General features: G+C 60.3%; 13 protein-coding genes and 2 pseudogenes. 10 read left to right on the forward strand and 5 right to left on the reverse strand.

What is annotated here, in order from left to right; all coding sequences use genetic code 11:
- From ALQ04_RS02075 to ALQ04_RS27560, 4 genes and pseudogenes are all read left to right on the forward strand, one after another.
- Positions 1 to 6,072, forward strand: a 6,072-nt coding sequence (locus tag ALQ04_RS02075) for a non-ribosomal peptide synthetase (protein WP_122314184.1), incomplete at its 5' end; no start/stop codon positions are given.
- Between the two features lie 119 nt (positions 6,073 to 6,191).
- Positions 6,192 to 7,343 carry a macrolide transporter subunit MacA gene (gene macA / locus ALQ04_RS02080; protein WP_122314186.1) on the forward strand — a complete coding sequence of 384 codons (1,152 nt, stop codon included), beginning with the start codon at positions 6,192 to 6,194 and terminating at the stop codon, positions 7,341 to 7,343.
- A gap of 2 nt (positions 7,344 to 7,345) precedes the next feature.
- Positions 7,346 to 8,069, forward strand: a pseudogene (locus tag ALQ04_RS27555) (ATP-binding cassette domain-containing protein); the annotation flags it as partial.
- Between the two features lie 77 nt (positions 8,070 to 8,146).
- Positions 8,147 to 9,349, forward strand: a pseudogene (locus ALQ04_RS27560) (ABC transporter permease); the annotation flags it as partial.
- 29 nt (positions 9,350 to 9,378) lie between these two features.
- On the opposite strand, the gene ALQ04_RS02090 reads toward ALQ04_RS27560, so the two are convergent.
- From ALQ04_RS02090 to ALQ04_RS02105, 4 genes are all read right to left on the reverse strand, one after another.
- Positions 9,379 to 10,044 (reverse strand): LuxR C-terminal-related transcriptional regulator, encoded by a 666-nt coding sequence (locus tag ALQ04_RS02090; protein ID WP_122314257.1) that lies wholly within the window; start codon positions 10,042 to 10,044, stop codon positions 9,379 to 9,381.
- Between the two features lie 388 nt (positions 10,045 to 10,432).
- Entirely contained in the window at positions 10,433 to 11,788 is a 1,356-nt protein-coding gene (gudD, locus tag ALQ04_RS02095; RefSeq protein ID WP_122314190.1) for a glucarate dehydratase, read from the reverse strand.
- 25 nt (positions 11,789 to 11,813) lie between these two features.
- Positions 11,814 to 13,190 (reverse strand): MFS transporter, encoded by a 1,377-nt coding sequence (locus ALQ04_RS02100; RefSeq protein WP_122314192.1) that lies wholly within the window; start codon positions 13,188 to 13,190, stop codon positions 11,814 to 11,816.
- 154 nt (positions 13,191 to 13,344) lie between these two features.
- Complete coding sequence (locus ALQ04_RS02105; RefSeq protein WP_122314193.1) at positions 13,345 to 14,379, reverse strand: LacI family DNA-binding transcriptional regulator; 1,035 nt, start codon at positions 14,377 to 14,379, stop codon at positions 13,345 to 13,347.
- 335 nt (positions 14,380 to 14,714) lie between these two features.
- On the opposite strand from ALQ04_RS02105, the gene ALQ04_RS02110 reads away from it, so the two are divergent.
- Positions 14,715 to 15,866 carry a carboxylesterase gene (locus ALQ04_RS02110; protein ID WP_259644883.1) on the forward strand — a complete coding sequence of 384 codons (1,152 nt, stop codon included), beginning with the start codon at positions 14,715 to 14,717 and terminating at the stop codon, positions 15,864 to 15,866.
- Positions 15,867 to 15,919: 53 nt separating this feature from the next.
- Here the strand turns inward: ALQ04_RS02110 and ALQ04_RS02115 are convergent, their stop codons facing one another.
- Positions 15,920 to 18,136, reverse strand: coding sequence for a TonB-dependent siderophore receptor (locus ALQ04_RS02115; RefSeq protein ID WP_122314197.1), 2,217 nt, complete (start codon positions 18,134 to 18,136; stop codon positions 15,920 to 15,922).
- A gap of 275 nt (positions 18,137 to 18,411) precedes the next feature.
- Between ALQ04_RS02115 and ALQ04_RS02120 the strand changes: the two genes are divergently transcribed.
- From ALQ04_RS02120 to ALQ04_RS02140, 5 genes are all read left to right on the forward strand, one after another.
- Positions 18,412 to 19,215, forward strand: a complete 804-nt coding sequence (locus tag ALQ04_RS02120) for an ABC transporter ATP-binding protein (RefSeq protein ID WP_122314199.1) — start codon at positions 18,412 to 18,414, stop codon at positions 19,213 to 19,215.
- On the forward strand, positions 19,212 to 20,195 hold the full coding sequence (locus ALQ04_RS02125; RefSeq protein ID WP_122314200.1) for an iron ABC transporter permease: 984 nt from the start codon (positions 19,212 to 19,214) through the stop codon (positions 20,193 to 20,195). Before ALQ04_RS02120 ends, ALQ04_RS02125 begins: the two co-directional genes overlap by 4 nt.
- Positions 20,192 to 21,241, forward strand: coding sequence for an iron ABC transporter permease (locus tag ALQ04_RS02130; protein WP_122314202.1), 1,050 nt, complete (start codon positions 20,192 to 20,194; stop codon positions 21,239 to 21,241). Before ALQ04_RS02125 ends, ALQ04_RS02130 begins: the two co-directional genes overlap by 4 nt.
- 28 nt (positions 21,242 to 21,269) lie before the next feature.
- The gene (locus tag ALQ04_RS02135; RefSeq protein ID WP_259644877.1) at positions 21,270 to 22,217 is read left to right on the forward strand and encodes an ABC transporter substrate-binding protein; all 948 of its coding nucleotides are present in this window, start codon (positions 21,270 to 21,272) and stop codon (positions 22,215 to 22,217) included.
- A gap of 118 nt (positions 22,218 to 22,335) precedes the next feature.
- Complete coding sequence (locus tag ALQ04_RS02140; RefSeq protein WP_122314206.1) at positions 22,336 to 23,331, forward strand: TauD/TfdA family dioxygenase; 996 nt, start codon at positions 22,336 to 22,338, stop codon at positions 23,329 to 23,331.
- Positions 23,332 to 23,362: the final 31 nt, after the last annotated feature.

Raw genomic sequence — 23,362 nt, forward strand, 5'->3', positions numbered from 1 at the left:
AGCGTGGCCGGTTTCGGTTTTGACGCCATGGCCTGGGAAGTCTGGCCAGCCTTGTGCGCCGGCGCGACCTTGCACTTGCCGCCTGCCGATGTCAGCAACGAACAGCTCGATGCGTTGCTCGACTGGTGGCTGGCCCAACCGCTGCAAGTGGCGTTCCTGTCCACGCCGGTGGCCGAATATGCGTTCAGTCGTGAGTTGCGCCATCCAACCCTGAAAACCCTGTTGATCGGTGGCGACCGCCTGCGCCAGTTCCATCGCGATCCGGGCTTTGCCGTGATCAACAACTACGGCCCGACCGAATCCACCGTCGTAGCCACTTCGGGCCGCTTGCTGCCCGATGGCAGTCTGGATATCGGCAAGCCGATTGCCAATACCCAGGTGTACTTGCTGGACGAACACCAGCAACTGGTGCCGTTCGGGGTTGCCGGTGAGCTGTATGTGGGCGGTGACGGCGTGGCCCGTGGTTACCTGAATCGTGCGGAAATGACCGCCGAACGCTTCCTCGATGATCCTTTCAGCCAGCAACCGGGCGCTCGCATGTACCGCACTGGCGACCTGGCGCGCTGGAATGCCGACGGCACTCTGGATTATCTGGGCCGCAACGACGATCAGGTGAAGATCCGTGGCGTGCGAATCGAACTGGGCGAAATCGAAAGCCAGTTGGGTTTGCTGCCGGGTATCGAAGAAGCCCTGGTGCTGGCGCGGGAAGACGAACCGGGCCAGTCGCGACTGGTGGCCTATTTCATCGAACAGGCCAATGCCACGGCGAATTCGGTCAGCGAACTGCGCGCTGCATTACTGACCACGCTGCCGGGCTATATGGTGCCGAGCGCCTTTGTCCGCCTCGATGCCTGGCCGCTGACGGCCAACGGCAAGGTCGACCGGCGTGCCTTGCCGGTGCCGGATCGCGATGCATTGCCAGGTCGCGACTACGAGGCGCCGCAAGGCCAGCTGGAAACCGATCTGGCGCAGATCTGGAGCGAGTTGTTACAGGTTGAGCAGGTCGGTCGTCACGACAACTTCTTTGAGTTGGGCGGGCATTCGCTGCTGGCCGTTACCCTGGTTGCGCGCATGCGTCGTCTCGGGCTGGATGCGGATATCCGCGTCCTGTTCGCCCAGCCGACCCTCGCGGCTCTGGCCAATGGCATCGGCACGCATTCCAGCGTGCAAGTGCCGGCCAACCTGATCACCACGGATTGTGTGCGGATCACTCCGCAGCTGTTGCCGCTGGTCAAGCTGGAACAGCCTGCCATCGACCGCATCGTCGCCAGCATTCCCGGCGGCACCGCCAATGTGCAGGACATCTACCCGCTTGGGCCGCTGCAGGCCGGTATCTTCTACCATTACCTGTCTTCGGTTGGGGACGATCCCTATCGTCTGCAGGCGCGCTTTGCGTTTGCCGACCGCGAGCGGCTGAATGCCTTCTGCGCGGCCTTGCAGCGGGTCATCGCGCGCAACGACGTGCTGCGCACTTCGCTGTGCTGGGAAGGTCTGGAAACACCGGTGCAGGTGGTCTGGCGCAATGCCGAGCTGCCGGTCGTCGAAGTGCCGCTGGCGGCCTTGAGCGACGCCGAGCCGCTGGAACTGGATCAGGCGCCGCTTCTGCGCCTGGTGCATGCCGACGATCCGGACAACCAGCGCATCGTCGCAGTGCTGCTGTTCCATCACCTGATCATGGATCACATGGCGCTGGAACTGCTGAGCCACGAGCTGCAAGCCGTACTGCTCGGCCTCGAAGCGCAGTTGCCCGAGCCCGTGCCGTACCGCAATTACATCGCTCAGGCCTTGCTGGGGCCGGGTGATGAAGCCCATGAAGCGTTCTTCCGCGAGCAACTGGGCGACCTCGACGAGCCGACCCTGCCTTACGGCCAGGCGTCGCTGCCCGGCACTGAGGTGCCCGGCGAAGCCCGTCAGCGTCTGGATGCAGCCTTGTCGCGTCGTGTTCGCGATCAGGCCCGGCAACTGGGTGTCAGCGCCGCAAGTCTGATGCACCTGGCCTGGGCTCAGGTACTGGGCCATCTGTCCGGTCGCGACAAGGTGGTGTTCGGTACGGTACTGCTTGGTCGTCTGCAAGGCGGGGAAGGTGTGGAGCGTACGCTGGGAGTGTTCATCAACACCTTGCCGTTGCGTATCGACCTGGGTGAGCAACCGGTTCGTGACGTGGTGCTGCAGACTCACCGGCGCCTGACCGGGCTGTTCGCCCACGAACATGCGCCGTTGGCCCTGGCTCAGCGTTGCAGTGCCTTGCCTGCGGGGGCGCCGTTGTTCAGCGCGCTGTTCAACTATCGCCACAGCTCGGCACCGCAAGCTACTGACGAAGCAGCCAGCACTGCCTGGCAGGGCATCGAACTGTTGCAGGCCGAAGAGCGCAGCAGTTATCCGCTGACCCTCAGCGTCGATGATCTGGGCGAGGACTTCGAGTTGAGCGCGCTGACCTCGGCAGGCATTGATGCGCGACGCATCTGTGCCTATCTGGTCAATGCCATGCACAGCTTGATGCAGGCTCTTGAACAGGCACCGCAGACGCCGGTGGAGACACTGGATATTCTGCCGGTTGCCGAGCGGGTCGAACTGCTGGAGGTCTTCAATGCCCACCAGGCCGAGCATGAAACCGTACTGACGATCCATCAGCGCATCGAACGGCAGGCGGTCCTGCAACCCGATGCCATCGCCGCGCAAGTGGGCGGTCAATACCTCAGCTACAGCGAGTTGAACCACCGCGCCAATGCGTTGGCTCATCATCTGATCGGCCTGGGTGTACGTCCGGACGATCGCGTGGCGGTGCTCGCCCGGCGTGGCCTGGAAACCCTGGTCGGCCTGCTGGCGGTGCTCAAGGCCGGGGCAGGTTATGTTCCGGTCGATCCGGCGCATCCGGACGAGCGTATTGCTTATCTGCTGGAAAACAGCGCGCCAAGCGTGGTGCTGACCCAGTTCGATCTGTTGCAGCGTCTGCCACAAGTCGCGGTGCCGGTGATTGCCCTCGACAATCCGGACTGGCCTGCCCATGCAGGCAATCCACAGGTTGCAGGCCTGACCTCCGGTCATCTGGCCTATGTGATCTATACCTCGGGCTCTACCGGGCTGCCCAAAGGCGTGATGGTCGAACACCACACCTTGAGCAACCTGGTGGACTGGCATTGCCAGGCCTTCGACCTGCACGCCGGCAGCCACACCGCCAGCGTCGCCGGTTTTGGCTTCGATGCCATGGCCTGGGAAGTCTGGCCAGCGCTGTGCGCAGGTGCCGTGCTGCATATTCCGCCGAGCGAAATCGAGAACGAACAGCTCGATGCGCTGCTCGACTGGTGGCTGGCCCAGCCGCTGCAGGTGGCGTTCCTGCCGACGCCGGTGGCCGAGTATGCGTTCAGCCGCGAGCTGCGCCATCCGACCTTGCGCACCCTGCTGATTGGTGGTGACCGTCTGCGCAATTTCAACCGCGATCCCGGCTTTGCGGTGGTCAACAACTACGGTCCGACCGAAGCCACGGTGGTGGCCAGTTCCGGGACCATGGAAGTGGGCGGCGTGCTGCATATCGGCAAGCCGGTCAGCAATGCCCGCTTGTATGTCCTCAACGAGCGGCAGCAGCCTGTGGCGCTCGGTGTGCATGGCGAGTTGTACATCGGCGGTGCCGGTGTTGCCCGTGGCTATCTGAACCGTCCGGACCTGACTGCCGAACGCTTCCTCGATGACCCGTTCAGCGAACAGCCGCAGGCGCGCATGTACCGCACCGGTGACCTGGTGCGCTGGCTGGCCGACGGCACGCTGGAGTATCTGGGGCGTAACGACGATCAGGTGAAGATTCGCGGTGTGCGTATCGAGCTCGGGGAAATCGAGCAACAACTGGCGCTATGCCCGGGTGTTGGCGAAGTGGTGGTGCTGACCCAGCGCCTGGAGCAGGGCGCGTTGCGTCTGGTGGCGTATTTCACTCGCCTGGATCCAGCACTCGATGGCGCCATGTTGCGCACCCATCTGCTGGGTCGCCTGCCGGAATACATGGTGCCGGCTGCCTATGTCGGCCTCGATGCATTGCCACTGACCCAGAACGGCAAGGTCGACCGCAGGGCGCTACCGATGCCAAGTCTCGACGCCATGGCGACCGCGACCTATCAGGCTCCGGCGACACCGCTGGAAGAGCGCCTGGCCGAACTGTGGGCCGAGGTGCTGGAAGTCGAGCGGATCGGGCGTCACGACAGTTTCTTCGAGCTGGGCGGGCATTCGCTGTCGGCAATCCGGCTGGTCAGCCTGATCCAGAAGTCCGGCGTGCCACTGAGTCTGGCCGAGCTGTTCCAGCACTCCAGCATCGCGGCGCTGGCCGGTCTGCTCGACCAGCGTCCGGCAGGTCCGACAGCCGCCGAAGAAGTCATCACGGTGCGCGCGGATGGCAACCAGCCGCCGCTGTTCCTGATTCATGACTTCACGGGGCTGGATGCCTACTTCCCGGTATTGGGCCGTCATCTGGACGGTGATTTCCCGATCTACGGACTGCCGGGCATCGGCCTGGGCGAGCCGCAGTTGCGCACCATCGAATGCCTGGCGGCGCGTCTGGTCGAGCGGATTCGTGGCGTACAGCCGCAGGGCCCTTATCGTCTGGCCGGCTGGTCGTTCGGTGGCGTGCTGGCTTATGAAGTGGCTACGCAACTGTTGGGGATGGACGAAAAGGTCGGTTTCCTCGGCCTGATCGACAGCTACGTGCCGCGCCTGACCGATCAGGGCAAGGCACGCTGGCAGGGGCCGAACCTGCTGGAGCGGCAATTGCTGTCGCACTGCACTGCGCACTGGAAAGCCCAGGGCGAGGCGGGTGTTGTGCCGCTGGCGCGTCTGGCTTCGATTCTGGAGCAACCGGCAATGCCGGGCTTCGAGGCGCTGCTGTTGCTGTGCCGCAACGAGCAACTGCTGTATCCGGAGCTGGCGCAGGCCAGCGACGCGCAATTGCAGCATTACCTGGAGCGGGAAGTGGCCCACGGTCAGGCGCTGGCTCATTACCGACTGGAGCCTGTCAGCCTGCCGGTGCATCTGTTCTGTGCCGACGAACGCCCAATGGCACCGGTTGGTACCAGTGCGACGCTTGGCTGGGCCGAGGCCTTGCAGGCAGAGCAGATATACAGCATCAGCGTGCCGGGCGATCACCAGAGCATGATGCAGGCGCCGAATGTGCAAGTGCTCGGCCAGGCCATCGCTCAGGTGCTGGCGGCTGAGCCTGTCAGGGCGCCTGCAGCACCGGCCTATCAGGCATTGCTGGCAATCCAGAGTGGCAAGGGCGGGAAGACTCCGTTGTTCTGCGTCCCGGGTGCCGGTGACAGTGTCACCAGCTTTATCGGCCTGGTCGAAGCCTTTGGGCCGGACTGGCCGATCTACGGCATGCAGCCGCGTGGCCTGGATGGGCGCAGTGTTCCGCATCGCAGTGTCGAGGCGGCGGCAGAGCGTTATATGCAAGAGATCGAGGATTTCTATCCGCAAGGTCCATTGCATCTGGTCGGGCATTCGTTTGGCGGATGGGCAGCGCATGCCATGGCAGTGAAGCTGCAGGCAAGTGGCCGCGAAGTTGCGTCCCTGACCCTGATCGACAGCGAAGCACCTGGTGGCGATGGTTTGTGCAGCAAGCCTTACACCACGACGGCGGCCCTCAAGGAACTGATCGAGGCGCTGCAGATATCCAGCGGCAAACGCCTGGATATCGACCCGCAGAGCTTCGTTGCCAGCGACGACAGCACCCAGTTGCGTCTGCTGCAGGAAGCCATGGTACGTGTCGGTCTGTTGCCGCCACGCCTGGCGCCACAGGCGCTGCATGGCATCTTCCGGACCTTCGCCAGTGCCCTGCGCACTGTGTACCGCCCGGGCCAGGGTTATACCGGCCCGGCCAGCCTGGTGCGCGTGACGGACACCCGCCTGGATGCCGAGGGCAACCTGCTGGAACAGGCCGCCATGGCGGTCGGCTGGCAGCACCTGTTGCCGCAACTGGCGATCTGGGACGGACCAGGTAACCACTTCAGCATCCTCAAGGCTCCGGACGTCTACAGCCTCGCGGCCTGGTGGTACGACCGGCAGTCCATCGTGGTCGAGGAAACGCTGTCATGACGCCGTGAAGGAAGGAGCTGGTCCCGCAGTCTGGTGCGGGACGCTCCGCTGCACAGTAAATCGCAAAGTCAGTCGTCGCCCCGCCTGGGGGCACGATCTTCAAGTCTCAGTGGGCATCTATGAACAAGTCGAAATTGCGTAAGGTTGGATTGGGCACTGCTCTGGTATTGGTTGCAGGTGCCGTGCTGTATGCCATCGAGGCCCCGGCCAAGCCGCCGACCTACATCACCGCCAGGGTCGAGCGAAGCGACATCGAAAACGCGGTACTGGCCACCGGGGTGCTGGAAGGCATCAAGCAGGTAGACGTCGGTGCTCAGGTTTCAGGGCAATTGAAGTCGCTCAAGGTCAAGCTTGGCGACAAGGTCACCAAAGGCCAGTGGCTGGCCGAGATCGACCCGCTGGTGCTGCGCAACACCTTGCGTCAGGCCGAAGTCGACGAGGATAAACTGCAGGCTGATCGGCTCTCTGCCGTGGCCCAGATGAAGCAGGCCAAGCGTCTGTATGATCGCTACAAGGAATTACAGACCGATCAGTCTATTTCCCGTCAGGACTTCGAGAATGCCGAGTCCGACTATGAAGTTCAGCGGGCCAACGTCAGCGCTCTGGAAGCGCAGATCAAGAGTGCGCAGGTGCAGATCGACACCGCCAAGGTCAACCTGGGCTATACCCGGATCGTCGCGCCCATCGACGGCGATGTGGTCGGTATCGTGACTCAGGAAGGCCAGACTGTAATCGCCCAGCAACTGGCACCGGTACTGCTCAAGCTGGCAGATCTGGACACCATGACCATCAAGGCGCAGGTTTCCGAAGCGGACGTCATCCATATCAGCACCGGCCAGGAGGTCTACTTCACGATTCTGGGCGAAGACAAGCGTTACTACGCCAAGCTGCGCGGCACCGAGCCTGCGCCGCAGGATTATCTGGAAACCGAAAGCGGCAGTTCGTCCTCCAAGCAGAATTCGGCGGTCTTCTATAACGCGCTGTTCGAGGTGCCGAACCTCGATCACCGCCTGCGCATTTCCATGACCGCCCAGGTGCGGATCGTCCTCGACACCGCCAAGGGCGCACTGAGCATGCCGGTGGCGGCACTGGGCGCACGCCACGCCGAGGGTTCCTACACCGTGCGTGTGCTGGACAAGGGCGGCTTCGCTCAGGAGCGCAAGGTTCAGACCGGTATCAACAATAACGTTCAGGTGGAGATCAAGGACGGACTTGCCGAAGGTGACCAGGTGGTGATCGCCGATCCGTCAGCGACCGTGGCGGGGTCATGAGCATGAACCAGAAGGTAGAGGTTGCCGCGCTGCACGAGACGACGATCCAGCCGGGCAACCCGATTCTGCACCTTGAGGGCGTGAGCCGCAGCTTCATGGCCGGCGACCGGGAGTTTCTGGCGCTCAAACACATTGATCTGGCGATTCATGCCGGTGAACTGGTGGCGATTATCGGTGCCTCGGGTTCGGGTAAATCGACCCTGATGAACATTCTCGGTTGCCTGGACCATGCCAGCAGCGGCAGCTACAAAGTCAACGGCCAGGAAACCCGTGACCTGGATGACGAAGCGCTGGCGGCGTTGCGCCGTGACCATTTCGGCTTCATTTTCCAGCGTTATCACTTGCTGCCGCACCTGGATGCAGTGCGTAACGTCGAGATTCCGGCGGTTTATGCCGGATCCTCACAGGCACAGCGCCACAAGCGTGCCGAAGAACTATTGACCCGCCTTGGCCTGGCAGGGCACCTGGCGCACAGGCCGAGCCAGATGTCCGGTGGCCAGCAGCAGCGGGTCAGTATTGCCCGGGCATTGATGAACGGTGGCCAGGTCATCCTCGCCGACGAACCGACCGGTGCCCTCGATACTGCCAGCGGCAAGGAAGTGATGAACATCCTGCTGGAGCTGCATGCTCTGGGCCACACGGTCATTCTGGTGACCCACGACCCCAAGGTGGCGGCCAATGCCGAGCGGATCATCGAGGTCAGCGACGGCGAAATCATCAGCGACCAGCGCACGGTCCAGAAAACCCAGTCTGCACCCGAGCCCGAAGCGGCATCGCAGCATGCCGCAGTCGGGCGTTTCGGGGTCAGCTTCGGGTTGTTCCGCGAAGCCTTCAACATGGCCTGGATCGCTTTGATCTCGCACCGCATGCGCACCTTGCTGACCATGCTCGGGATTGTCATCGGCATCACCTCGGTGGTGTCGATCTCGGCGATAGGCGAGGGTGCCAAGCGCTACGTGCTCAAGGACATCCAGGCTATCGGCAGCAACACCATCGATATCTACGCCGGCAGCAACTTTGGCGACAGCCGGGCCAAGTCCATCGAAACGCTGTTGCCGTCCGATGTCACTGCACTCAACCAGATGTATTACATCGACAGCGCCACCCCGGTGGTCGGTCGCAGCATGCTGGTGCGCTACCGCAATATCGACGTCGATGCCCAGCTCAATGGTGTCAGCAGCCGCTACTTCCAGGTACGCAATATCCAGTTGGCGTCGGGCATCACCTTCAATGAACAGGATGCGCGGCGCCAGGCCCAGGTCGTGGTGCTGGACCACAATACCGCGCAACGCCTGTTCGGACCGGGCGTCAATCCGCTGGGGCAAGTGATCCTGATCGGCAACCTGCCATGCACGGTGATTGGCGTCACCAGCGATCACAAGAACCTGTTCATCGCCGGTAACACCCTGAATATCTGGATGCCCTATGAAACGGCTGCCGGGCGTGTGCTTGGCCAGCGTCATCTGGACAGCATCAGCGTGCGGGTCAAGGACGGCATGCCGAGCAAGCAGGTGGAAGAAGAGATCAAGGCCTTGATGCTGCAACGTCATGGCACCAAGGATTTCTTTACCAACAACCTCGACAGCGTAATGCAGACGGTACAGAAAACCAGCCGCTCACTGACCTTGCTGCTGTCGCTGATTGCGGTGATTTCCCTGGTGGTCGGCGGGATCGGGGTGATGAACATCATGCTGGTATCGGTTACCGAGCGGACCCGCGAGATCGGCATCCGCATGGCCGTCGGCGCTCGCCAGTCGGATATCCGTCAGCAGTTCCTGGTGGAGGCGGTGATGGTCTGTCTGATCGGCGGGGTCATCGGTATCGCCTTGTCCTACGGGATCGGCTACCTGTTCACGCTGTTCGTCAAACAATGGGAAATGGTGTTTTCCCCGGCATCGATCGTAACGGCCTTTGCCTGTTCGACATTGATCGGCGTGCTGTTCGGCTTTGTACCGGCACGCAATGCCGCACGGCTGGACCCTATCGAGGCCTTGGCGCGGGACTGACCGCGCCTGTACCTGTCGTGTCCATGGTCTCAATTGGCCATGGAGATGACCTCGGGTGTGGCATACATCCAGCGCATCAGCGAGTGACGTCCGCTGATGCCCAGTTTGACGGCGGCGCGGCGCTGGTAACTGCCGACCGTATTTACCTTCAGCGTCAAGCGTTCAGCCTGCTCCAGAGCGGTATGCCCGGCCAGCAGCCCGAGACAGACCTGGGTTTCCCGTTCGGAGAGTTTCAGGCCGGTTTCGCGCAAACGCTCGTGAAACCGGTCTTCGAGGCTTTCGGTCTTGCTTGCCTCGGCTCTGGAGATTGCTGTCTGCAAGGCCTGCACATGTTTTTCCAGGATCGAAAACAGGAAAGGCGAGATGTCTTTCAGCCGACGGCGTTCGGCCGCGGAAAAGCATGGAGACGGCGGGGCGCGAAAGACCGTGATTCGGCAGCAATAGCCATCGGACTCCTGCTCCGGATAAAGGTGGGCAGAATCCGTGAACAGTACATGGCCACGTGAAGCGACCGTGTCGTCAAACATCGCCCTGCCCGAAGAAGGCGGTGATTGCCAGGGTTGTGGCAAAGCGTGGAGATGTGCGGCATCGACAGCCAGTTGGGTGTTGATCAGCTCATGAAACGCGCGTGAAAAATTCCGATTACCAATATTGGCCATGACTCTGCCAATTTGCGGAAATATTGTATGTGGCATTTTGTCATCCATGATGATGTAGCAGGACAAGCTTTCGACGCCCATAGTGAGATATGGGTCACGAATATGCTCACCCCGGATTGCTTGTATATACATTTTAAGGTAGTGGCCGTTACAGGCCGCAAAGGCTTTCAGGGGCGATGCAATGCTCTGCTTTTGCGTGCTTTTTATATGCTAAGCAATTGATTTGAATGGTTAATGACAAAGGCATCAAAACGCTGCAGAAATGGTGACTGACGCGGCTCTGCATTCAATCCTGTACGCATCTTGTTACAAGATCTCGGTGTTGCAGGTCCCAGGAGCAGGCATTTTTGCCCGGGACAATAAAAAACGGCGCACAAGGGGGTTGTGCGCCGGCTGCCAGCATTGGCCAGGTCATGGATTTACATCAGCGCACCAGGCAGGGCTGCTTGTTGTTGAATGTCCAGTCTGGAATCAGGTACTGCATGGCGGTGGCATCATCGCGAGCCCCCAGCCCCATGCCTTTGTAGATTTCATGGGCCTTTTGCAAGGCGTCCATATCCAGCTCGATACCCAGCCCCGGCTTTTTCGGTACCGCAACCAGCCCACCTTCGATTTTCAGGGGTTCTCTGGTCAGGCGCTGGCCGTCCTGCCAGATCCAGTGGGTATCGATGGCGGTGATCTGTCCAGGCGCAGCAGCCGCTACCTGGGTGAACATCGCCAGCGAGATATCGAAATGGTTATTGGAATGTGAACCCCAGGTCAGTCCCCACTCGTTGCACATCTGCGCGACCCGTACCGAACCCTGCATGGTCCAGAAATGCGGATCGGCCAGCGGAATATCCACCGACTGCGACTGGATCGCATGACCCATCTGCCGCCAGTCGGTGGCGATCATATTGGTTGCGGTACGCAAGCCGGTGGCACGGCGGAATTCGGCCATGACCTCGCGACCCGAGAAGCCATTCTCCGCGCCGCAAGGATCTTCCGCATAAGCCAGTACATGATGCTGGTCGCGACACAGGCGAATGGCTTCTTTCAGCGACCAGGCACCGTTCGGGTCCAGGGTGATGCGTGCATCCGGGAAGCGTTCGGCCAGCGCGGTGACCGCTTCGATTTCTTCATCGCCGCGCAGCACGCCGCCCTTGAGCTTGAAGTCCTTGAAGCCATAGCGTTCGTAGGCTGCCTCTGCCAGCTTGACGATGGTCTCCGGGGTCAGTGCCTGTTCATTGCGCAAACGGAACCAGGCATTGTCGGCATCGGCTTCGCAACGATAGGCCAGGTCGGTACGGGTCCGGTCACCGACGTAGAACAGATAGCCGAGCATTTCGACGGCATCGCGTTGCTGACCTTCGCCGAGCAGTGCCGCCACCGGCACCTCAAGGTGCTGGCCGAGCAGGTCGAGCAAGGCCGACTCCACAGCGGTGACCGCATGGATGGCGATGCGCAGATCGAAAGTCTGCAGGCCGCGGCCTCCCGAATCACGGTCGGCAAAGGCTGTGCGCACCTGGTTCAGCAGGCGCTGGTAATTGCCGATGGACTGGCCGATCAGCAGATGCCTGGCGTCTTCCAGGGTCTGGCGGATACCTTCGCCGCCCGGAACTTCACCCACACCGACATGCCCGGCATTGTCCTTGAGGATCAGCACGTTCCGGGTAAAGAACGGGCTGTGGGCGCCGCTGAGATTGAGCAGCATGCTGTCATGCCCGGCCACCGGCACCACTTGCAGTTCGGTGATCACCGGGGCGCCGCGGGTCGCTTGATTGGAGGTCAGATCGTTCATCTATAAAGTCCTTTCTTGTTTGGGATCAGCGAGGTGCCTGAGGGGTTGCCGGGGATTCAGCCTGTGCCGGTTGCTCATCCGGCGAGTCGGGAATGCCCTTGAGTTGAATACGCTTGATATCACCGACGATAAACAGGTAGCTGATAGCCGCGATCAAGGCGTTGGCGCCGATAAACACCAGAGCCATCTTGAACGAGCCGGTGGCGGCGATGATGTAGCCGATCACGATAGGTGTGGTGATGGAGGAGATATTGCCGATGGTGTTGAACAGGCCACCGGACAGACCGGCGATCTGCTTCGGCGAGGTGTCGGACACCACCGCCCAGCCCAGCGCCCCGACGCCCTTGCCGAAAAAGGCCAGGGCCATGAACGCCACGACCATCCAGTCGGCCTCGACGTAGTTACAGATGATCATCGACATCGACAGCAGCATGCCTAGCACGATCGGTGTCTTGCGCGCCACGCTCAGGGAGTTGCCGCGACGCAGCAGCATGTCCGAGAACACGCCACCCAATACACCACCGAGAAAGCCGCAGATGGCTGGCAGGGAGGCGATGATCCCGGCCTTGAGAATGGTCATGCCGCGTTCCTGGACCAGATACACCGGAAACCAGGTCAGGAAGAAGTAGGTCAGCGAGTTGATGCAGAACTGGCCCAGATAGACACCGGCCATCATGCGATTGGTCAGCAGTTGGCGGATGTAATCCCATTTCGGCCCGCCATCGACCTTTTTACGCTGGTCGTCCAGATCGACGAGGCCGCCATTTTCCGCGATGTAGCGCACTTCTTCGGCATTGGCCAGCGGATGATCCTTCGGACTGTAGATGACCTTCAGCCAGATGATCGAGAACACGATACCCAGGATGCCCATGACGATGAACACGTGCTGCCAGCCAAAGCTGTAGACGATCCAGCCCATCAGCGGTGCAAACAGGGCCGTGGCGAAGTACTGGGCAGAGTTGAAGATCGCGGACGCCGTACCGCGCTCCTTGGTCGGGAACCATGAAGCGACGATGCGTGCATTCCCCGGAAAGGAGGGCGCTTCGGCCAGGCCGACCATCATGCGCAGCAGGATAAGCAGGACCACCGCCGTGCCGACGCCGAACTCACCGATATAACCCTGCAGCAGGGTGAACAGTGACCAGGTGAAGATGCTGGCTGCGTAAACCTTTTTCGAGCCGAAGCGATCCAGCAGCCAGCCGCCCGGAATCTGGCCCAGTACATAGGCCCAGCCGAAAGCGGAAAAGATATAGCCGAGGGTGATCGAGTCGATGCCCAGATCTTTCTGGATGCTGGAGCCGGCAATCGAGATGGTTGCGCGGTCGGCAAAGTTGATCGTGGTCACCAGAAACAGCATGAGCAGGATCAGATGCCGGGCGCGGGTTTTCTTGGGTTGTTGCATGTATGGCGCTCCCACTAGTTGTTTTTATGCGGGTAGATGGACGCGAGCAGGGTTGGCTGTCTCGTACGTTGTCGTACAACGATAACGTTATCATTATTCAGATAACGTTATCATTCAAGCCCAAGGCAGCAGTTTTTTTGTAAAAGGCGGGGAATCAGGTGCTGGCGCGTTCGATCAGCGAGAAGCCAGTGTTGAAATGGGTGACCGAGCTATCGCCGTCGAAACGGCGTAGTAGAGCCTGCGCCACTTCATGCCCCATCAGCGCTGCGTTGACGCTGATGGTCGACAGTGCAGGCTGTGCAAAGCGACTATTGGTCGTATCGCCAAAGCCCAGTACGGCAATGTCTTGAGGTACCCGCAGGCCCATTTCCGCAGCCTGGGCGAGGACGCCCATGGCAACAGTGTCGGAACTGCAGAACACCAGTTGCGGAGGTTGCGGGTTCAGCCACAGGCGCTTGAGCCCTTCACGGCCGACTTCCCAGGTGGCGGGCAGCGGCAGGATCTCGACCGGCACCTGGGTGATGCCATGCTGTTCGAGACGCTGGATCAGGCTGTTGCAACGACGAATACCACGCGGATCATCGATGGTGATGACCGAAAAGCGCTGATAGCCCTTGGCAACGAAATGGTCGGCCACCTGTTCGCCGACCTGTTCATGGGAAAAGCCGACCTGCATATCCAGAGCAGTGGAACTCAGGTCCCAGGCCTCGACCACCGGAATTCCCGCAGCCGCAAGACGCGCACGGCTGCCTTCGGTGTGCAGCGTACCGGTCAGCACGATACCGTCGGGGCGGCGGCCCAGGATCGCTTCGAGCAGCGACTCTTCCTTTTCCGGGGAGTAGCCGGTAGGGCCAAGCAGTGACTGATAGCCGGCTTCGGTCAAGCGATCCATGATGGCTTGCACAGCAATGGAGAAAATCGAGTTGGCGATGGTCGGCAGCAGAATGGCCACCAGCCGGCTCTTGCTGCTGGCGAGGCTGCCGGCCAGCAGATTGGGCACATAACCCATGGCCCTGACCACTTCCAGCACCCGTTCGCGGGTAGCATCACTGACCAGTTCCGGACGATTTACTGCCCGCGAAACCGTGATCGGCGAAACCCCGGCTTCACGCGCAACATCAATCACCGTGACCGGGGCCTCTCCTGTGCCGGTTGCATTGCTCAGATCCCTTCTTGATTTTCTTGCCACGGATGTCCTGACTGCGCTGGTCGATGAATGAAGCGAAATGTCCGCCAGGCTGCTGACAGGCGGCCTGGCCGAGAGTGGCGGGCAGTTTACGAAAGGTTGCAGGGCAGGGCAAACCGTGGTGTCGCCGGTCGCTGATTTTGACCGTCTGCGGGACTTGTCGTATCGCGGCGGCGAATCTGGAGCTTACTATGCATGACAATGGCACAAGGTAATCATTGAGCTGCAAAACCAGGCCCATGGAGTAGTAATCGTTGATGTTTTCACTAAGCAAAGGTGTGGCATTTGTGCAGCAATCACTTACAGGCAGAGTAGCCGCCAGCCTGGCATTACTGATTCTGGCAGCGGGTTGCAGCCGCCAGCCTAATGCCGAGACGGCCACCACCCACCACGCCAGCTTTCAGGCCTATCAGCAGGAAACGCGGCAGGAAGTTCGAGAGAAACGCAGCTTCCAGACGGAAAGTCATGACAATGAACTGGTGTGGAATACACCTTTCGAGGTACGGCCCGCCGTGCCGTCGGGCAAGGCGCTGCTGTTGCTGCACGGGCTGGGTGATTCGCCATGGTCATTCGTTGACGTTGCCCAGGACTTCGCTGCGCAAGGCTATGTCGTGCGGGTTGCGCTATTACCGGGGCACGGCACCAAACCCGAGGACCTGATCGATGCCCGCCTCGAAGAATGGCAGGCTCTGGTCAAGGAACAGGTCGCGTTGCTGCGCCAGGAATACCCGGAAGTCTATCTGGGCGGCTTCTCGACTGGCGCCAATCTGGCACTGGCCTACGCCATCAAGGATCCCGCCGTCAGTGGCCTGGTACTGTTTTCCCCGGCCATCCGTTCCAGCGCAACCTATGACTGGGTCACGCCCTGGCTGGCACCGGTCAGGACCTGGCTTGTCTCGCCCAACGAATCCCGTCCGCAGCAATCGCCGGTGCGCTATTACAACGTGCCCACCAACGGCTTCGCCCAGTTCTATCGCAGCAGCGTGGTGGTCCGTGACCTTATTGAACATGAAAACTTTGACCGGCCTGTCGCTATCGTCCTGAGCGAAAAGGATTCGGTGGTCGACGTGCATTATGTGCGTGAACTGTTCAAGAGCCGTTTCACTCATCCGGCCAGCCGCTTGATCTGGTATGGCCAGAATAATCAGGCCGGCGCAGGCAACGTTGCGGATTCATCACGGATCCTGACGCGCAGCGACCGTCTTGCCGATGAGCGCATCAGCCAGTTTTCCCATATGGGTATTCTGTTTTCGCCGCAAAATGCGCTGTACGGCCGCTCGGGAAAGCTGCGCTTCTGCTGGAATGGCCTGAATGCCAGGGATGTCGCTCGTTGCGAAGCGGGAGAGGAGGTGTGGTATTCGGAGTGGGGGTATCGCGAACCGGGCAAGGTGCATGCGCGCCTGACTTACAACCCGTATTTTGCGTGGCAGTCGCAGGTGATCCATGAGGTACTGGCGGCGGCTGGCTCAGGCAAGAAGCAAATTCACTGATAGCGTCTACAGGCATGGCCCGGTCGGTGCATCAGCACCGACCGGGCCAGCTATCACCACCTGAAGTTGACGGAAGTGATCAGCTCGCGTTCGTCGCCGTAGCGGCAAATCGCAAACTCACAGTAGGTGTACTTCTTGTTCATCACGTTGTTTGCGTTGAGGGAGATATCCCAGTTCTTGTCGATCTGGTAGCTGGCCATGGCGTCGAACAGGAAGTAAGCCGGCATCTGCGAGTCGATACCCGAAGCCTGGGTGGTGCCTTTGTAGCGGGCGCCGCCACCGATCTTCAACTGCGGCAGACCAAGCAGGGCGAAGTTGTAGTCGGTCCACAACGCGGCCTGATGGTATGGCGTATCTTCGCTGCGCTGACCCACTTCGCTCAGGATCGAGCTTTCAGTAATACGCGAATCGGTGTAGGCATAGGTAGCAATGACGCTGAGTTGCGGCGTCACATCGGCCTTGGCTTCCAGTTCCAGTCCGCGGGAGCGCTGCTCACCCGTCTGCGAGGGAATGTTATTGACGGTCTTCACTACGTTTTTCTGTGTCAGCTCATAAACCGCGGCACTCAACAGGATATTGCTGCCAGGAGGCTGGTAGCGAATACCCATTTCATATTGCTTGCCTTCGGTTGGCTCGAAGTTCTGGTTAGGCGCTTCGGCAACCGCCACCGGGAAGAACGATTCGCTGTAGCTGATGTACGGAGCCAGACCGTTATCCGCTTGGTACACCAGACCGGCACGCCAGGTGGTGGCTTCGTTTTTCTGTTTCAGTTTGCGACCATCCGAAAAAGCTTTTTGATCCTGGTCTGCCCAGTCATGACGACCGCCAAGCAGCAGTAGCCAGTGATCGTCGAACTTGATTTGGTCCTGCAAATAGATACCGGTCTGCAGCGTGTCGATTTGTGAACCTCGGTCAGCTGTTTGCGCCTTGTTCACTATCACCGGTTGCCCATAGTTGTACGTGGCGAGATTCAAAGAGGTCGAGTTAGCCCGGAAGTTATGCGAATCGTACGAGGCATCGTAGGTGTCTGCACCGATCAGGAAGGTGTTCTCCACGCCGCCGATATTCCAGCGTGCTTCGACGTTTGTATCGCTGGCCAGGGCTCTGGAGCGCTCATGACGGTCGCTATACTGGCGAGTCAGTAAGCCATTTCTGGCGGCGGAATTGACAGCTGCTATGGCTGCTGCGTTATTGATCGGGATCTGCATGTACTTCCACTTCATCTCCGCTTCGTAGTAACGCAGCTTGTTACTGATGCGGATATTTTCGTTGAAGTTATGCTCGAACTCATAGCCGATGGCGGACATCTCGCCATTCATGTCGTCGTAACCGGGCTCACCGATGAAGTCGTGACGGCCAATGGTAAAGGGACCGGTGCCGAGGCCTTTGACGAGCTGGTAAGGCAGTGGCGCAGAAAAGCGCGTGTCGCTTTTCTGGTGGAAGGCCAGCAAGGTCAGCGACGTGTCTTCATTAGGGCGCCAGGTCAGGGCCGGGGCGATATAGGTCTTGTCGTCGTTGATATGGTCCTGCTGGGTGCCACTGTCACGCTGCAACAGTGTCAGGCGATAGCTGAGGGTATCGCTGTCGCCCAGCGGGCCGCTGAAGTCGGCTGTCAGTTGCTTGCGGTCGTTATTGCCGTATTGCAGGCCCAGTTCATGAAGCGGTGTATCGGTCGGGCGCTTGCTGACGCCATTGACGAATCCGCCTGGCGACAGTTGGCCGTACAGGACCGACGCCGCGCCGCGAATCACTTCCACGCGCTCCAGGCCGTAGGGTTCCTGGACGCCGTCATAGGAGTTGTTCTGCAGGCGCAGGCCGTCACGCAGCGATCCACCGGTGGCAGACTCTACGTCGAAACCACGAATACGGAAGCGGTCGGAGGTGCGGTTGAAACTGCTGGGCTGACTGGTGAAACCCGGTGTATAGCTCAGGGCATCGGCCAAAGTGTCGGACTTGCGGTCGCGCAGTTCATCGGCAGTCACTACCGACAACGACTGCGGCGTTTCGGTGATCGCCGCATTGGTCTTGGTGGCGCTGGTATTGCGCAGGGCGACCTTGCCGGCCAACGGAGCTGTCGGATTCTCCTGAGCGTTGGCATTGATGTTGATATCGGTCAGTTGCAGCGCATTGCTGTCGGAGGTGGGTTCCGCAGCCATCGCCTGGGCCGAGATGACGCTGCTCAAGGCCAGAGCCAGGGTAGTGAGGTGAAACACAGGAGGGCGCCTGGTGTAGTGTTTTCCGCTGCTAACTGTTGTTGTTTTTTCGAGCATCGAAGAAGTCCTTGGATGAACATGTGACGTGTGAAGTAGCAATCTGCCCTGAATCCTGTGCTGTCAGGCGCTCAACCGGGCTGGTGTCGGCTGGCCATACTTTATCTGTAAATGATAAGGTTTTGCATTAAGATTGTTGGCTGTGTACAGATTTATTTCATTTTCGACACATTCTGTGGCCCACTTATGCCCCTGAATCAGGCAAGGGATGAAAACGATGCAGGGCATTGCTCGATGAGTGATCCGATTTGGCTCTCCCGAACGGAGGGCAAGCCATGCTGAAAGCCAGTGGAGTGCGCCTGGGTTATGGCGAACAGCAGGTGCTCAACGGCGTCAGCCTGGAAATCCCCGAAGGCCGTTTCACGGCGCTGATCGGGGCCAATGGATGCGGCAAGACCACTTTGCTAAACGTGCTTGCGCACATGCTGCGCCCGAGCGCGGGCGAGGTACAACTGGGCGGAAAAGCCCTGGGGCACTATTCGCGTCGCGCCCTGGCCCAGCAGATGGCCTTGCTGCCGCAACGCACCACGTCTCCTGCCGGGATGAGCGTGCGCGAACTGGTGATGCAGGGGCGTTTCCCCTGGCAGAGCTGGTGGCGGCAATGGTCGGAGCAGGATCAGCAGGCGATTGACCGCGCCATTGAACTGACCGGCATCGACTCTCTGCTGGATCGTTCGCTGGCAACCCTGTCGGGCGGGCAGTTGCAGCGCTGCTGGATTGCCATGACCCTGGCCCAGGACACTCCTGTCATCCTGCTCGATGAGCCGACGACCTTTCTCGACATTGCCCACCAGATCAACCTGCTTGAATTGCTGGTGGATTTGCGCGAGCAGGGCAAGACCGTCGTGGCCGTGCTGCACGACCTGAATCAGGCCGCGCGTTATGCCGATCACCTGGTGATGATGCGTGCAGGCAGTCTGCTGGCCCAGGGCGCGCCGGCTGAAGTGTTCACCAGGGAAAACCTCAAGGCAGTCTTCGATCTGGATGCGCACATCATTACCGATCCGTATTCCGGTGACCCGTTATGTGTGCCGCAGGCGCGTCGCAGCCAGCCACTGGCTGTGCAGGAGGCGCTGTGATTCACGGCTTGCGCTTGCCGGTGTGGCTGGGCCTGTTACTGGTAATTGCCCTGGCGGCACTGTTCCATCTGGCGGTTGGCGCCAAGAGTATTCCCTGGCATGAAACCTGGCAGGCACTGGTTGCCTATGTGCCGGGCAATCCCGACCACAGCGTCATTCGCGGCAGCCGTCTGCCACGCCTGCTGGTCGCGATACTGGTCGGCGCCAGCCTCGGGCTGGCCGGGACCATCATGCAGGCGGTGGGCGATAACCCGCTGGCCGATCCGGGAATTCTCGGCATCAACAGTGGCGCGGCGCTGTTCGTGGTTTTCGGTTTGCTGGTGATGCCCGGCAACGATCTGTCGATGATTCCCCTGTTTGCATTTACCGGTGCGCTGGTGGCAGCCGTCGGCGTGCTGTTACTGGCGGGCAGGGGCCATAATCCGATTCGGCTGACGTTGTCCGGAGCGATGATTGCTGCGCTGTTCAGTGCGATCACTTCCATCCTGCTGCTGCTCGATCAACAAGGGCTCGACAGCCTGCGCCGCTGGCTCACCGGTTCCATCGGCGTTACTGGCGGCACCATGCAGGCCTGGGTCTGGCCCTACATCCTGCTGGGCATGTTGCTGTGCCTTGTCAACGTGCGGGCCCTGAATGCCCATCGCCTGGGTCCGCAGGCCGCAGCCGGCATGGGTGTCAATCTGTTGCAGATGCGTGTGTTCGGCCTGGCTTCGGTGGTTCTGCTGTCCGGCAGTGCCGTGACCCTGGCTGGTCCCATAGGCTTTGTCGGGCTGGTAGTGCCGCATGCGGCGCGCTTGTTGTTTGGCGATGACTATCGTCGATTGCTGCTGGCTGCGCCGTTGCTGGGAGCGCTGCTGTTGATTCTCGCTGATATAGCGGCAAGAACCGTGGTCAGTCCGTTCGAGCTGAATACCGGTATCGTCACCGCCCTGATCGGCGGCCCGGTCTTTGTCATCCTGGTATTGAGGAAGGTCAGATGATTCGCACGGCTCTGACCTTGCCCAGGACTTATCCGCTGCTGCCCTGGATTGCCCGGCCCATCGACCTGATTGCGGTGCTGTTGCTGGCATTCTCGGTAATGGGACTGGCCTTGTACGCGCTGACGGTTGGCAGCTTCTCTCTGAGCGTTGCCCAGGTGTGGCAAGCCTTGTGGAACCCCGCGCAGGTCAGTCCGACCGTGAGCAATCTGCTCTGGGAGCTGCGTCTGCCGCGTGTGCTGCTGGCGATCCTAGCCGGGGCGGCCATGTCGCTGGCCGGCCTGCTGATGCAATCGTTGACCCGCAACCCGCTGGCGGCACCCGGTCTGGTCGGGGTGGAGTCGGGCGCCAGCGTCACCATGCTGCTGATCATCGTGTTGTGGCCGGGCGTGCTTCCCCAGGAATTTTATCCGCTGGCGGCACTGGTAGGCGGGCTGACAGTGGCGCTGTTTGTTGCATTGCTGTCCTGGCGTCAGGGCATCTCGCCGCTGCGCCTGATTCTGGTGGGCGTGGGATTGACGGCCATGCTCAGCGCGGTCGCCGATCTGCTCATCACTTACGGCAATATCGATCAGGTCGAGTCCGCCCTGATGTGGCTGGGCGGCAGCCTGCACCGCGGCGGCTGGGCTCAGGTGCACAGTCTCGGCCTCTGGTTGCTGCTGGCCGGGCTGCCGCTGCTGTTTTGTCATCGCCAGTTGAATCTGTTGCAACTGGGGGAAAAGGTCGCGCTCAGTCGCGGGCTGAATGTCACTGCGGTGATGATTTTCCTGCTGCTGTGCAGTGTCATGCTCACTGCTGCAGCGGTGGCGAATGTCGGCACCATGACCTTTGTCGGGCTGGTTGCGCCGCATCTGGCGCGCCAGTTGGCCGGCGATCGCCATGGCGCCCTGATTCCGTTGTCGGCGCTGGTCGGTGCGCTGCTGGTGCTGGCAGGCGACACACTGGGGCGAGGAATTTTCCCGCCCTTGCAACTGCCGGCAGGACTGGTGGTCGCAATCATCGGCGCGCCTTATCTGATTGTCTTGTTGGCGCGTCAGCGTAATCGCTGAAAGCAAATTGTCTGGGGAGTAAACGCGGGTGAGAGGATTTTTCCGGGGCGTAGTCGGCATGTTGTGCGTGCCATTGGCATTGCTGGCGGTAAACGCCAATGCCGCTGATACCGCTGCAACCAGAGTGTTCGAGAATAGTTTTGGCCGGGTCGAAGTGCCTGTGGCGCCGCATTGCATTGTGTCCATGCATGACTTCAGCCTGACTGCCCAGTTGCTGGAGCTGGGAGTCAAGCCCTGCGGCTCGACCGGGCGCAAGAAGCTGTTTTCCGATGTGCTGTTTCGCGGCACGCAAGAGCGTTTCGATGTCACCGGCATTCAATATATCGGCTCGCATCAGGCACCCGATCTGGAAGCCATTGCCGCCCTCAAGCCTGATCTGATCGTGGGCTTGTCGTATCACGCCGATCTCAAGGAAAAGCTCAGCAAGATTGCGCCCGTAGTCCTGCTGCCTGCGCGGGAAAGCGATATCAAGACTTACGCCAGGGAACTTGCCGATCTGGTCGGCAAGCAGCAGCGTTATCAGGAGATGCTGGGCGAATATCAATGGGTGGTCAGCGAATTCAAGAAGCGGGTCAAGGATCCATCGCGGATTACCGTAACCACGCTGGAGGTCTACACCGACGGCTTCCAGTTGATCGGCCGTGGTGGCATGGATGATGTCATCGCCGATTTCGGGCTGGGCCGTGTTCCGGCGTACAGCGCTGCACGTCAGAACGTGCCGTACAGCCTGGAGCGGATTGGCGACTTCGACAGTGATTTCATTATTGATACATATGAAGAGCTGTTAGATTCGGAGACCAGCACGGCGGCCTTCCGTCAGTCGCCGCAGTGGCGGAATCTGTTTGCGGTGAAAAACCGCCAGTTCCTGTATCTGAACCGCAGCCGCTATGCCGATACGATGCAAGGCCTGTTGGGCTCCGCGTATCTGCTGATGTCGCATATCGCGGAGCGGGAGAATGTGTTGCAGGCCAGATGAGATGTGTCAATTATGATACAAAAGTCATGAATGACAATGATTCTCTATTGATGTTGCTACTCGTTTGTATTAGTTTGTGCGCACTAAAAAGACGCATCGGAACGGCGAGGGGTTGCAAATGGATACGGGTTTGGCGGCTGCACAGGTTCAACCCACGGATATTATTCCGGGTAACGAGCAGACCCTGCCGTTCATGGTTCATGCCCAGGCTGGCGGTGATACCTGGCAAGCCAGTCACGAGCGGATTCAGCAGGCAATCGCAACCCAATTGCCGCGTGCCGGTGGCGTGTTGTTGCGGGGCTTTGCCTTCAAGGATGAAGCGGATTTTGAAGCCTTTGCCTGTAGCTTCGGGCATGAGCTGCTGACTTACGATTACGCCTCCACGCCGCGCACCAAGCTCAAGCTCAACAACCGGGTCTACACCTCTACCGAATACCCGGCCCATCAGGTTATCCCGCTGCACAATGAGCAGTCCTACTCGCTGAACTGGCCAATGAAGATCTGGTTTCATTGCGTGCAGGCCGCGGAAGTCGGCGGTGAAACCCCGATTGCCGACAGCCGCCTGGTCTACCAGCAGCTTGATCCGGTGATCCGCCAGCGCTTTGCCGACAAGCGCCTGATGTATGTGCGCAATTACGGCAACGGCCTGGACTTGCCCTGGCAGCAGGCGTTCAGCACCGAAGACCGGGCACAGGTCGAGCGTTTCTGTCAGGCCAGCAATATCCAGTTCCAGTGGACCGATGATGGTGAGCTATCGACCCGTCAGGTCTGTCAGGCCGTGGCTCAGCATCCGGTGAGCGGTGAATGGGTATGGTTCAATCAGGCGCATCTGTTCCATATTTCCAACCTGGCTCCGTCCGTGCGCGAGACGCTGATTTCCATCGTTGGCGAAGAAGGCGTGCCGCGTAACGTGTTCTACGGCGACGGTTCGCCCATCGAGCTGGAAGCCCTGGAGCATATCCGCTCGGTTTTCGCTCGCTGCCAGGTCAGTTTCCCCTGGCAGTCCGGTGACGTGCTGATGCTCGACAACATGCTGGTTGCTCATGGCCGCTCCACATTCCAGGGCGCGCGCAAGGTTGTGGTCGCCATGGCAGAGCCTGCTTCGGCAGGCTGAAAGCTCTCTCTTTCAGAAAGCCGCCGCAACT

The organism is Pseudomonas cichorii, from assembly GCF_003700275.1.
Taxonomy (GTDB): Bacteria; Pseudomonadota; Gammaproteobacteria; order Pseudomonadales; family Pseudomonadaceae; genus Aquipseudomonas; species Aquipseudomonas cichorii_B.